10 protein-coding genes are annotated in these 13,670 nt (G+C 38.2%); 3 read left to right on the forward strand and 7 right to left on the reverse strand.

Going from position 1 to position 13,670, the window contains the following annotated elements; genetic code table 11:
- The coding region (locus BM210_RS32745) for a transposase (RefSeq protein WP_177238145.1) at positions 1–254 on the reverse strand (254 nt) is incomplete at its 3' end.
- 1,082 nt (positions 255–1,336) lie between these two features.
- Positions 1,337–1,690: a helix-turn-helix domain-containing protein gene (locus tag BM210_RS32760; protein ID WP_177238146.1), complete on the reverse strand. Its 354-nt coding sequence runs from the start codon at positions 1,688–1,690 to the stop codon at positions 1,337–1,339.
- Positions 1,691–1,821: 131 nt separating this feature from the next.
- On the opposite strand from BM210_RS32760, the gene BM210_RS32765 reads away from it, so the two are divergent.
- Positions 1,822–2,811: a DGQHR domain-containing protein gene (locus BM210_RS32765; protein ID WP_091176886.1), complete on the forward strand. Its 990-nt coding sequence runs from the start codon at positions 1,822–1,824 to the stop codon at positions 2,809–2,811.
- An 879-nt stretch (positions 2,812–3,690) separates the two neighbouring features.
- Here BM210_RS32765 and BM210_RS32775 read toward each other — a convergent pair.
- From BM210_RS32775 to BM210_RS32795, 5 genes are all read right to left on the reverse strand, one after another.
- Positions 3,691–4,557 (reverse strand): ATP-dependent DNA ligase, encoded by an 867-nt coding sequence (locus BM210_RS32775; RefSeq protein ID WP_091176888.1) that lies wholly within the window; start codon positions 4,555–4,557, stop codon positions 3,691–3,693.
- Between the two features lie 156 nt (positions 4,558–4,713).
- On the reverse strand, positions 4,714–5,397 hold the full coding sequence (locus BM210_RS32780) for a hypothetical protein (protein ID WP_091176889.1): 684 nt from the start codon (positions 5,395–5,397) through the stop codon (positions 4,714–4,716).
- The gene (locus BM210_RS32785) at positions 5,390–7,015 is read right to left on the reverse strand and encodes a site-specific integrase (RefSeq protein ID WP_371263579.1); all 1,626 of its coding nucleotides are present in this window, start codon (positions 7,013–7,015) and stop codon (positions 5,390–5,392) included. Before BM210_RS32785 ends, BM210_RS32780 begins: the two co-directional genes overlap by 8 nt.
- A 1-nt stretch (position 7,016) precedes the next feature.
- A complete protein-coding gene (locus tag BM210_RS32790; RefSeq protein WP_091176890.1) occupies positions 7,017–9,848 on the reverse strand; it encodes a MerR family transcriptional regulator in 2,832 nt (943 codons plus the stop codon).
- A 16-nt stretch (positions 9,849–9,864) separates the two neighbouring features.
- On the reverse strand, positions 9,865–11,097 hold the full coding sequence (locus tag BM210_RS32795; RefSeq protein WP_091176891.1) for a hypothetical protein: 1,233 nt from the start codon (positions 11,095–11,097) through the stop codon (positions 9,865–9,867).
- A gap of 203 nt (positions 11,098–11,300) precedes the next feature.
- Here BM210_RS32795 and BM210_RS32800 point away from each other — a divergent pair, with 203 nt between their 5' ends.
- Together BM210_RS32800 and citZ are read left to right on the forward strand one after the other, a co-directional pair.
- The gene (locus tag BM210_RS32800) at positions 11,301–12,083 is read left to right on the forward strand and encodes an ATP-dependent DNA ligase (RefSeq protein WP_091176892.1); all 783 of its coding nucleotides are present in this window, start codon (positions 11,301–11,303) and stop codon (positions 12,081–12,083) included.
- Positions 12,084–12,425: 342 nt separating this feature from the next.
- Positions 12,426–13,538, forward strand: coding sequence for a citrate synthase (gene citZ, locus BM210_RS32805; RefSeq protein WP_091176893.1), 1,113 nt, complete (start codon positions 12,426–12,428; stop codon positions 13,536–13,538).
- The last annotated feature ends 132 nt before the right edge of the window (positions 13,539–13,670 follow it).

The following is a 13,670-nucleotide window of genomic DNA, read 5'->3' on the forward strand; positions in this document are numbered from 1 at the left end:
CGCGGAATGATGATCTCTTGCTCTCCGTACTCACTTGTTACTCTCTTCTTACTCTTTCCATTACGGCTGTTTGATGTTGTTTTGTTCTCTACTTCATGCTTTTGGTAGCCTAAATGCGTATCCATTTCCGCTTCCAGCATCTCTTGAATCGTCTCGGCAAATAGATTCTTTAATGCGTTTTGGGCATCTTGAGCTGTTACCAACTTATTATCCTTGATAAATTCGCGGAGCTGCTGCTTTGTCCATAATCCCATGTGTTCTCCCCAACCTTTCCTATACTTCCATTTTAATAGGTTTAGGAGTTTACACAAACTATTTTACAGACTCGATTTTATAGATGGCAACAGTTCTCTTGAAGCTAGTAGACAAATTTTTTCTCACATTGATGATATTAATCAATTTGTTTTCGAGAGCATTTCATTACGCAAATTGATCGAATGTATCTCCTTTGTTCTTAGGCATGAACATACCCATAATATTGAGGAACAAAAGGAAATACTACAGAAACTTGAAGGGATTTATGGAAGAATAAATGAGATTATTTACATAGAAAGTTTGTAATTATTTCAAATTATATTTCTCCTTTATAGTGGTGTTATAGCGATATCTATAACATTATTGGAAAGTTTATTTGGATTGAAGATCCTGAAGGTCGACTGATCGAGCTTTGGGAGAAATAACGAGTTGTAATTTATTTGCTATAATGCTAACGGTGAAAAAACTATTGTGGAGAAGATTGCCTCGTGGCATCTTCTCTTTTTGGTATATTGAGTAAATACACTGGCTTTACTTGCCCTTTCGTACTCTGATAAACACTTTAGAAATTCTTGCAAAGCCCTCATCTGGCGTCCTCTATGTTATTCTTCCAAAAGGGAATTGCGCATAGATCCACGCCCTGAGCACGAACCTTACCACCATGATGGGACCGGTTGAATGCCTGATAGTCTATCGGAAGCATATTCCGTTCCATTTTTAGGTGTATAGATACCATCATGCGCGGCCCCATGAACAAGGCCATTAACTTCCCTAACAAACCATGTTGCGGGAGAGCTGCTATTTCGCCTTGAGCACGGCAGGCAAGCCGCCAGAGTTTCTTGTTTGACACGACTGACGAGATATTGGACAAACCCGCAATTTCACATGCTGCGTATATAGGAAATCCAATGGTGGAAAACAAGTTAAACATCGCCGGACTAATCTGACGACATCGCGAGACTTCACAACGATTATAAAATAAATCTCGACGAGCTGCATGGATGCAGCTAAAAGAAAAACGAATGCTCTCTAGGACCTTATAAGTCCTGAGTTACACTCGTTTTATCTTCACTGACTAATTTTAAATACTTTTAGACCGCACCTCTGAAATTACAACATCCACTAATTTTTTAATTAAAGCTATTTCTTTGTCCGAACATTGTTCAATTAAAAGATATGTAGAATCTAATAATTTGGATCTCTCATACTGCGAATTAGTAAGGTCATAACCACTAAATAGATCGCTAGGCTCTACTCTAAGAGTTTCTACAATCCTTTCGAGGGTTTCTAATGAGATATTCTTTTCACCGCGCTCAATACCACCAATGTAGGACTGAGGGAGCTCAACGAGCTCACCTAGTTGTTCTTGGGTTAATCCTCTATTTTTACGTAAATTTCTAACTTTTACTCCTACATGTTTTGAGAGTTTGGACAACAGACTCACCTCTTTTTCAGACTAGTGGAGTCTCTGACCAAATTACAGATACCTATAACATATATATCCATTTGATTTTAGATCTTATAAGAACTATTATGGCTTTATACTAATATCAAGGAGCCAAAAGAATGAGTAAGCTTCCACAGCAGTATGTTATTGAAAATGTACTCCAGTGCAAAATGCGAGGCAGGGTTGCATATCAAAGCTACTTTCCTGCTTCTGTTGGAATTAATTTAATTTATGTAAAGCCTTTTGATCACCCTTCTGGAAAGGGTTATCAGCGCCCGGTCGATGCCAAAAGATGTGCTGATTTTGCATATTACTTGTCCAAAGGGGAAGATGCTCTTTTTACTCCGATTTTATTGAACGCTGCAGCTAATTGGGAATTTGCTTGTTATGATAAACAACGCCCCTCATATGGCAGATTGCTTTGCAGAGGTAGGGCTTCTCTGATGGATGGGCAGCATCGTGTAGGTGGAATAGAAAAGTATGTACGTGAAACGAATTCAGATATTAACATTCCGTTTTTAGCCTTTCATAGCTTAGATGAGGACGAGGAAATTAAACTATTTGATACTATAAATACGAAGGCAAAAGGAATAGGCACATCTTTAAGTAAATTTCTACGCCGCGATTCCGACGATATTAGTTGGATAGCCACAGAAATGATGACTAGAAAAGATAGCCCCTTCTATCTCATTGGAAGTATAATTGGTAAACGAACTAAAGGAAGACATGTTACTCTTCAAAATTTATACAGAACACTGACATATTTGTTGAAAAGTGAAAATATTAGTATTTTGCCTAAAGAAGAAAAAATTCAAATGGCTCTTACTTATTACAATGCCCTTCGGGACAAGTTTATTTTCGAATGGAAAGATTATAAGAATTATCGAACAACCCACATTGTTTCCATAGATGCTTTATCTATTGCTGGAAGCTCTATCTTAAGCGCATCACTAAAAGAAAACAAAAAGCAAGTTGACCTGTCGGCTATCGTAAAATATGTAAATAAATTATCAGTGGAGTGGTCAGCGGATGGTCCGCTAAAATATGTAAAAGGTTTAAGTGGATCGAAGAAATTAGCTGAGGAGTTAGCAGATCAAATGATGGCTTAATATTGGTGTGCTAACAATTTTCGGATAGTATATGTAGTTCAAGCAGTCAAGAAAAATAATAAAGGCGATCCTTCAATCGGATTGCCTTTTGTCTTTTGACTATAGAATTAATAAAAGGACGGACTATCTAATTCTCAAATAATGTTTTTGCCAAATTTACAGCATCTTCGTTAGCAAAAGTATTTAAGTAGCCAATTGCCACAGCGACGGTATGTTCTTTTCCACTACCGCAATGGATCGATCCAAACTTTACCCTTTTTGCAGCGCTTATATGCCTCTACAAAGTGTTTTATAGCTTGTTGGAGTATTAGGGGCTTGGGACCTTCTGCATTGTCACCAAGCGGCACCTGGAGCCAATTGAACGTCATTTATACAATAAGCACACTCCGTAGCTTCAAGATCGCCGGAATCGCTCGGCAGGGGAATCGGGTTACCCCAGCGGGGGACCTCCCTCATTAACAATAATCTTTTCGAAATCGAAATGATTGACGAAAAGGGAAAAGTAATTCGAGCCAATAAAAATTGCCATAGTGACTTTCTGTGGGCTTCCCGCGGTGGTTGTGGTGGTTGCTTCGGCGTATACACTCAATACAAAATGATGCAACGAGCTCCGCAATGGGCTGCTGTTTTTCACATTACCTGGCCCTGGAACCTTGATGATACGTCTGTATAGCATAAAGAGGTGCCTCTCATTTAGAAAGGCACCTCTTTATGTTATAAAAATTGATGATTTTATATAGATGTATCTTTTTGTAATATTTGGGGGAACTATATATGCAGACAAGAAAAGATAATTTCAATATTCAAGAAAAGATTTAGTGATGCATGGTTGAGTAATACACGCACTTATTAAGCTATTTAAAGAACATAATATTAATACTATGATACTATAAATTCCACGAAACTAGGAGCTCGCAACAAGCCTGCCTGCGTCCAATTCCTCATCTTCACGCGTATTCTAATCTTTGGCTCTAAATAAACATTGGTGTTATCTTCGCCGATAACTAGCGGCTCTACAACGCTTTTAAACGCCTTCTTCGCAATAGGAGGTACGCCTAGTTTTATTACGCCAGCAGGACGCAACCTGCCGCCATCGCCGTGCACCGCCGCTAGCCATCCGAACTCCTGCTTAAGACAGCCAGTTATATAAACGTCTGCATACGTCCAGTTAATGATTTTTAACCAATTTGAACTGCGCTTACTAACGTATACGGACTCTTTCTTTTTAGCAACGATACCCTCCATATTTCGGGCCTTAATCGCGCCAAAAAGCGCATTACCAGTGCTATCTACTGTAAGCAGTGTTCGGAAGTGTACTGACTCACCATACACATCCGCTAGGATACGCTGGCGGTCGGTTAAGGGAAGCATACGTAGATCACGCCCATTTAAAACTATAATATCGAACGCGTAGAATGTAACGGGACTATGAAGCATAGCAGCCTTGATTTTAACACGGTTCTTAATGGCAAATCGTGCTTGCATCAACTCGAAGTTGATCGCACCGCTTTCGTCATGGCACGCGATTTCACCGTCTAAAATGACATCGTCTAGCACGGGTACGTCCCATAGCTCAGGATAGTAGCGCGTGACTTCGGTACCGTGTCGAGTAAATATACGGGTCTCACCGTTGTGGTGTTTAATAATGGCGCGATGACCGTCTATTTTCGGTTGGAATATGTAGCGCTCGTCGTCAAATGACGCGGGCGCTGTCTTCAGTAACATCGGAAAAATTATATTGTGCATAGAGACACCTCTACCGCAATTATAGCACGCTTGCTTTAGCGATTGAGGCGGTAAGTTTTGGTGCGGAAAATTGTCAATTATCTAATATGACCTATGTAATTGAAATAAATGACTAGGAAAGGAATTAAAATCTAGTTAATTAAACAATTTGAGGACCTAATGGTCCTTTTTGAATATATTTCCAAACCTATTCTCCATTTTAGTTAAGCTTGTATTACTTTCAGAGGTATTAGATCCATTCGTTTCAAAAAAGGATTCTAAATTTTCCAAACTTACATGGTTCCTGTTGTTTTTATTAAACTGTATTAGATTCTCTTTTGCCTGACTTTGTGACTGAAGGTGAGAAAATGCACTCGAAACCATTTGTTGATTATATAATTGTTCATAGTGTTTTACTTGTTCTTGCAAAAGTATTATTTCATCATTTTTCATTTTTAGCTCGGCACTGTCATCTTTTCTTCGATTCAGCTCCTCTTTCAAATTATTAACCGTATTATAAAGCTCGTAGAATGCCGTTTCGATGAAATAAAGTTCATTGATAATTTTGTTCTTATCATTTTTATATAAGTCAAAAATTTGCTCTATGTTCGGAAAGTAAACATCATCACTTTCGGATACTCCAATTGACCTCGGAACAGGATTATTTAATACATCTATCGTTTCAGGAATACGTCTACTCCATGTATTCCTCCCGATGCCGGTTTCCTTCTCCAAGAAAAGGTAAGTTAGTTTTTGTCCTTTATATTTCTTTTTAATATCCAAGACCAATTCTTTGAGTTGTTCGTCAGTATAATTAGAAGGTCTGCCTTTTCCAGCCAGTCCTTCGTGTTCTTTAGTCATATCTGTCTTCCTCCATCAAGATCGAATCAATAATCGCTTTCTGATCCATGCATTTTACCAGTTTCATTGAATTTGTCTTTGAAATTTCGTCAGAAGCAGGATGGTTCGATAGGAGTGATGATCTGCAATGTTCCTTCATTATTAAGTGTACTTCATTCATTCGCTGATTAAGGACACTGGCATAGTTTTGCAGCCATTCAACCCCTTCTTCATATTTATCAATTGCCGGTTTAAAAACGTACTTGCTGCATACCCTACAGTCTTCGACACACGAGGAGGGGAAGATTTCTTTCCTTTCCATACAATAACCGAAATCTACTTTTACCATTTTCAATGTGTCATGGTGGTTGTAAATCTTTCCTCTATCATATGTATCTCGTCTCCATCCAATAAATCCTTCAGGCATAGTGTCTGAAATCTTACGTTCCAGCATCTTTTGAGCCAATATAAAGACATACGATTGAGAAAAATGCTCGGCATGTGAATAATAATTATCTTGTGTGGCAATAACATCATGTCCTGCCATTCTGGCGATGGAAAGCATGTTAAAGCCTTGCAGAAACATATTGATAATTGCGAAGTGCCTGGTATCTCCAGGCTTTATTTTCTCAATGTTTGTCTCCGAATAGATACCCTCAACTACCTCGTTATAAAACTCCTGCAGTAACACATCAAAATTGTATAGTGTCATTCGATTGAATGCTTGACGTTTTGGTCTTTTCCGGAAAAGCTGATATAAATCTCTTGGGAAAAGGTAGTCATCCTCAATACCAAATTGAATTAGCTTCACTTTGTAGAAAGAGATTAATTGGTAGGTTTTGCTGTCTATCTGGATTGAATCATACTGAACAACTCTATCTGGAGAATCACTTTCATTTTTGATTCTGGGAACTTTAAGCCCCATGGATCCATCTGTTCTAAGTTCAAGGCAGTCTATATTCATTAAAAGTAGCTCTGTTGGTCTCTGAGGCAGGATATTCGTGATAAGCCACCAAAACATAATCGGCATATATTTTAGGGTCTCTTCGAATGGCTTGGTCTGAAAAAAATCATTTACAATATCATTGAATACCAGAACGTCGTGAAAGTGAGGTAAATCTCTATTCCCATATGTCGCGAAAGGAACTGTATCGCAGATCCTTTGTAATTCCTCTCCCTGTTCGCAGGGGAAAAAGCTGATAAAGTTCTTCAAGACATTGGAAAAAGAGTAGGCGCGCGGTTCTGACATAGATACCAATTTGTCTTTCACCTTATTCGATTGTTTCAAGCCATTGGAAAATCTTATCGCAATTTTAAGCAACTGTACTTCATCATAACACTTATGCGCACTTACCCCGGATGATCTCCGTAAGGTGATGAAGGCTTTAACAGCTACATTTAGATCCCTATATATGTCGAGATCAAATACCAGATGAAAATCATTTGCCTTTATCTTACATGGCATAGTCCATAAAGGGTCATTGAAAGAGTCCGCTACAATATATCCATTTTCTTTTAAGGCTGAAAAAGTGTTCAGATATAATTCATTTTCCATTTTATCGAAATGTATATGTTCAATTACGCTCACCATTGAATTTCCAAATAATTCTTGAGGCAGTTTTAATTCCAAAATGTCCACCTTATTCAATATATATTTTGTCAGCCAGTTGGCTAAGTTTTTCGCGTACATGTTGTATTTTTAAAAATGCTTCAATGTATTCCTCTCCGAAGAAGTTGATTCCTTCGTCAAGCAATAGGAGTAAATTAAAAAGGAAATAGGATTCCTTTTTTCGAATGGCATCATGTTCAGTGGTTTCAATCGAATTAATCAATCGGTCAAACTCACCACTTAGTTCGATAAATAAGTAATTTTTAGGAATGACGTTTGGGCAAGAATAACACGAATTCAATCGTGGGTATTCACATTTAGGAGACGTGATACACTGGGCGTTTTCCGTCTTTGAAGGCATGTCCCCTTTGAAAATCTTTACTAATAATTCAATGAGAGATTCTTTACTTAGCTTTGCCAATACTGACATAACAGAGCTTCGTTTTTGTCTTATTTGTAAAAGAAACTGAGCCCATTCTTCGGTATTAACCGGGCTCCCTAATTGATTTCTAAGCGCTGATATTGCTAGTGTTTTATCCTCCATTGTTCGGGGCGTATCATCTTTTTCGCTAGCCATTAATATTAAATAGTTATATAGCCAACCAAAGTGTCCTCGCCTGAAGAGGTTAGAAGATACCAGATTCAAGCTCCCGTCCTTGTTTGTGGCTTGAACATAAATAGCCGTGGTCTCAGCCCAGTTATGGGATCTTACCCTTTGAGTTAGTTCTAATGCCACATCAGAATCATTCCCGTCTTCATCACTAATGCTATAAAAAAGATAAGTCATCGTACTGTTGTTAAACTTCAAACTTTTAAAAGGTTCGAGTGATAAATCGAACCTAAAAAATTGTAGATGTTGGGCTTTCCCTGAGGTAACCACTGTTTTAATTTTAGTCCCCGTAATGAAAGATTCTAGAAGAAATGGTTTCTTATTTTTCTGTCTATGCAATTCCGAAATAATAAGTGCAGTCGATAATGGTTCCACCAGTTCTGGCTCGACTAAGAATGTAACAAACGCACTTGTTTTACTTGTCGTAATTGAACGGAAATGCAAATACAATTGATTTATGACTTTTTGGCACTGTGTTATCGTTAATGAGTTATTGTTGAACCAATTAAACGAATCTACCTGAATCGAGGAGATGTCGAGATTGGGAGTCTTAAAAACAATATCCGAAGCTCTCCATGCGTTCGTAAGGTGCATAATCGTAAATGCCCACATATTTGAGTAATAGTCATTGTTAATGGCATACGGTAAGTGCAACGAAACATCTTTCACATACTTGTAAAAGGAATAAAATGATTCAGGAGAATAAATTTCCTTTTCCTTCTCTTTATCGTTGCTTCTTTTGGAAATTACGTACTGTTTCGGGACCGGAAGGTCGTAGCTTGAATAACAATAATAATAAAATGAAACGAAAATTCGTTTGGTATGCTCGTTTGTCATCTGTTCAAATACGATACTGTCTATTACATTAACTTCCAACTCATGTAAATTTTTATCTAGGGTCCGTAATATTTCGAACACAAACTTGTAATAATTAAAAAAGGTACGAATGTGTGTTGGGATTCCTCTTAGCTTGCTCATTTTAACCGTACAGAACTCCGTAAACAGCTCTGCCGTTTTCCATAAATGAAACAAGAAAGGAAAGGCAGTTATATAGTGTAATAGCTCCTCTAGAGCGTCTTTATTCGTATAGAAGTCTACCTTTTTATCGTACCGATATTTCCGGTTGTTCTCAATAAAATGATTTGCTTCTTCAATCGGTATACAATACATCCCTTTAACCTTTTGGGCATTTGTAAATAACTGTTTATTTCTGATCTTCAAAAGAAGTGAATTATATGGCACTCCGGTCTTTTTGGCTATCTTCTTTAGACTTAATGTATCGGCAGGCATAATAACTGCTGTTTTATCCGCAATCAAAGATATACGGTATTGCTTATAATCGTCGATTGATTCCATCGGAATCATCCATATGGTTTGGCTTTTGTTAAATGGAACCTTAATAGCTCCTTTAATTTTCTCTGTATTTATAAGAACGGACACCGTTCCCTGATTGATTTGTAATAATTCGGCGGCCATTCGAGTGTTCACATAGTTTTCTAGTCCTGGAATCACATAGTTTTCTAACTTTTTAATTGAAGAGGCTGCTTTAGTTTTTTTTTCTTTTATCAGGTGGAAAATATGATTTAAATCCTTGGTATGTATATAGGGTGTTCCCAAATGCAGGATGTACGGTATTTTCGATTTCCAATAGTGGAAATCGAAATCCAAATTCAATTTTTCTTTAACCTGATTTATCCTAAAATATTCATTTGGATTAAAACCGTCGTAATATCCAATGCTTTGTTTGATTTCCTCAATAGAATCCAATTTAAAGAGATATTTATCTTTGTATTGATGGAAATCTACAAGTAGGCCACTTTTAATGAATCTGAAAATTTTCTCCGGACTCACATCCAGTATGCTACTCAACTGTTTGACGTTTATATAATCATCCTCATTTACATAACCGCTTAGCTTCTTTATCTCATCTATGGAACTAAGGGGGATATAGGATGTGTTACCATATCGAACATTGTCTTTAACCCATCCCCTTTTAATCCAATTCAAATAAGTTTCATGGCTGATATTAAAGAACCGAAGAAATTCTTCGAGACTCTTGTACTCGTCCGTATTTATATACCCAACATTCTTTTTTATCAAAGGGATGGTTTCCTGTGGTATTAAGGATTTATTATCGATTTCAACGATTGATGGCACTTTTCCCTCGGAAATCCATCTTATGACGGTGCTATGGCTGACATTTAAAACTCTTGCGAGTTCTGACTTTGTGAGATACTCCGATGAAGTATGCAACGATAAAATGCTCCTTTTACGTATTTCGTTTTTCAATTAATTTTGGAATATACGTTCCGTGCATGTTATGAAACTTATCTTCTAACTTCTTTCGTAGGCGTTCTGTCCTAGACATATAAGATAGTGAAGAAAGGAGGTTTTTGTCTCCACGAGGGAATGCAATATCGTAGGGATTTTCAGCTATCTCTGCTAACATATTTGTAAATGTTCCTCTGCCAATGTGGGTAGACCAACTCATCATACTTAAATGGTGGGCAACCAGTTTATCATCGCTGTCTCCGTATGTTTTTAAGTATTGAATGAAGCATCTTTTTAATTTATCAAAATATTGACGGTAACTACGTCCAGACATTGCTTTTCCATCCCTATTTACAAAAAGCGCAGGGGTCTTACCGGCCGCTGTGAACAATTCGATATGATCATTAAATAGAGACTCTCCCCAATCGTTAATCTGAAAGACCCTTTGGTTTCTGCTACGTTTTACATAGTTGCCGCCAGAACTATCCTTGAGATCTGTGCGGAAATTTTGATCCTTAACTTCAAAAAGAAAATCCCCGTTTGCTATTCTTCTCTTTAATTGAGTGCGCTTTAAATTGACCACTTCACCGACTCGAAGTCCACCGAACAATTGTAAATAAACCCCGAGTGTAATTGGTCTTGCAACAAGGATAGCTATTTCAATCAAGAGAGGAATGTATCGAATTGGAAGTGTATGTTCCACATTTGGTGGCTTATGATCTGGATAAATCACCTGAAAAGGGGATTCGTAATAACTCGAGCCATTTTGCGTTTCTTTTTTTATAAACCGATTTTTGTCTAGGTTACTTATGCCCTTATCAATTAACCAAAGATAAAGATATGTAAGAGTCCTTTCACTGTCTTTTACTGAACCCCTGGACTGTCCTTCGGAAGTGAGTGAATTCAAATAATTGTTGCCATTCTTAAAATTTAAATCGGACAGCGAGCGTATGTTCAATCTATTAAATAGTATGTAATTAAGGAATTTCACGGTATTCAAAGCATGTTTCTTCTGGGTGTTGAACTTTCTTGCCTGCCAATAGTTTAAAATAAAATCTGACAGCGGATGGATGATGTGGGTACCCGCTGTCAGATTTTTTAACGCTATTGCCGCGAACTGCTTTTTTAGAATTTTGCCGTCTCTTAATGTCCCCCAATCAATCCAAACAGAAATCATAATAAATTTAAAATTTTGAAGAGTAATTATTGTAGAAGATTTTGAATTGACCATTTGTCCTCCAATGGAAGTGCATTTATGTACAGTATTTCCGAAAAGGTGGAATATTGGATATGTACCATTTTCTATAATATCATTCTATTTATTTTTGTACAGTAATGTTTTAATGAAAACTCTTAAAATCCTATTCTAATAAGCTATAAATTTATTATTTATGTACATATTATTTTTGTGCAATTTAATGGAGATAACCAAAAATAGACGGGCACCGTACAATACTTTCGAAGATTGGTGAAGAGACCCGTTTATTCACAAAAGATCAAAAAGAATGTACTACACAATATCCCGAGCTTTGGGATGTTCCAATAGATGGAGATGTGGTTCTGGATGGAGAGGTCTGCTGTAAAGATCAGGAATCAGGACAAATTCAATATGATTTGGTGATGGACCGGTTTCAGTTAAATCATAAAAAAAAGATTCAAGCATATAGAAATCAAAGCCCAGTCAGCTATGTGATCTGGGATATTCTTTTTCATAAAGGCCGAGATCTTCGACAGCTTTCCCTGATGAAGCGCCGCTCAATCCTGGAGTCCGTTCTATTACCGAACGAATATTTCAATATAGTTACTCAGGTTGAAGAGCGTGGAGAGGACTTATATGAATCTATAGTGGAGAGTTCCATGGAGGGTATCGTGGCAAAACGGAAAAGCAGTATGTATGTATCGCGGCACTCCCACGATTGGCTGAAGATCATGAATTATCAATATACGGATGTATATGTTGCAGGATATCGTAAGGTTGGATTTGGCTTGCTTGCTTATGTGTTGGACAACGGGAACATGCGGCCCGCTGGTATTATTGAGCTTGGAGTGAGTCCTTCACAAAAAAAAGCTTTCAACGCGATCAGCAAGCGGCTGAAAAGCGGCGAAGATAACGATTTTGTCTATATCGATCCGCGAATCCAGGCTAAAGTTCAATTTAACAGCTGGACGCGTCATGGCATGCTGAGAACACCAACTTTTGTCGATTTTGTTGTGTGAGAAGCGGGGTTATTTCCCATAATTTACCCACATAAAATTTGACATAACCTGATTTTTTACGATACATTTTGCGAATACTGGAATGGCAAAAAACTACGCGATGAACGTTTTATATTATTGTGATTCAATTTGATGACAGAGATAGCATAAGTTTATTGTGCCGATAATGAACTTTTATATCTGTATTTGTTCACATTGCGTGTTAAATCAATTATAGTAGAATAGAACGCTTATTAAGAATGGCCGTCCTGCGCTCAAGTTGCAATAGGATATGTGTTATGTGATATAGTTATCTATATCGTTATGTATAGGTTTTGAATTGAACGTAAAGGAGAGATTGCTTTGACTGCTACCAAAGGTTTGGAAGGTATTGTCGCAACAACATCCTCAATAAGTTCCATAATTGACGGTGTCCTTACCTATCGGGGGATCGATATCGATGATTTGGCCGAGAATGCTACATTTGAAGAGGTTGCCTATTTGCTGTGGTACGGTAAATTGCCGAATACTGCCGAGTTAGCGCAATTGATTGCAGATTTTAATAAGTATGCACCTATCCCTGCTCAGGTTATCGAGCAATTGAAGCTTTATCCGAAAGAAGCTAATTCGATGGCAGCACTTCGTACAGCGGTTTCCTGTTTGGCTTTGTACGATGAAGAAGCCAACGATATGACGCCTGAATCGAATTTGCGTAAAGCGATCAAGCTGCAAGCACAGATTCCGACAATCATAGCTGCTTTTGCCCGTATTCGTGAAGGCAAGGAGCCTGTTGCACCTAAACAGAGCCAGTCCATCGCCGAGAGCTTTTTGTATATGCTGATTGGCACAGACCCAGACAAAGTAGCTATTCAAGCATTAGATACGGCGCTGGTGCTTCATGCGGATCATGAATTGAACGCTTCAACTTTTGCCGCGCGTGTTACTGTAGCGACATTATCGGATATTTATTCCGGTGTGACCTCGGCAATCGGCGCATTGAAAGGTCCTCTTCACGGAGGTGCGAATGAAGCGGTAATGGCGATGCTTGAAGACATTGGATCGCTCGACAACGTAGACAGCTATGTCCATGATAAGCTGAATAACAAGCAAAAGATCATGGGCTTTGGACACCGCGTTTACAAAAATGGCGATCCTCGTGCTAAGCATTTGCAAAAGATGTCCCAGGAGCTGGGCAAAATTACTGGCAACCTTAACTGGTACGAAATGTCGATCAAGATCGAAGAGATTGTAACAGGCGAGAAGGGCTTGAAGCCGAATGTTGATTTCTACTCAGCATCCGTATATACATCCCTTGAAATTCCGCGTGACTTGTTTACGCCGATCTTTGCGATCAGCCGTGCATCCGGATGGACCGCACACATTTTAGAGCAATACGAGAATAACCGTTTGATCCGCCCGCGTGCTGATTACACAGGACCGGTGAATCAAAAGTATATTCCAATTGAAAATCGTTAATCGAAGATCATCCGGCTTGTTGTAATCAACGGGTTGTTACTGCGAGTTCTGTCCCATTCATGTGAAGCGGGACAAGCGCAGTAGCTCCCGTTCAATTTTGTGTACTTACCCATTCTAAGGAGGAACTACTAC

The sequence above is a fragment of the Paenibacillus sp. 1_12 genome (assembly GCF_900114475.1).
Classification (GTDB): Bacteria; Bacillota; Bacilli; order Paenibacillales; family NBRC-103111; genus Paenibacillus_S.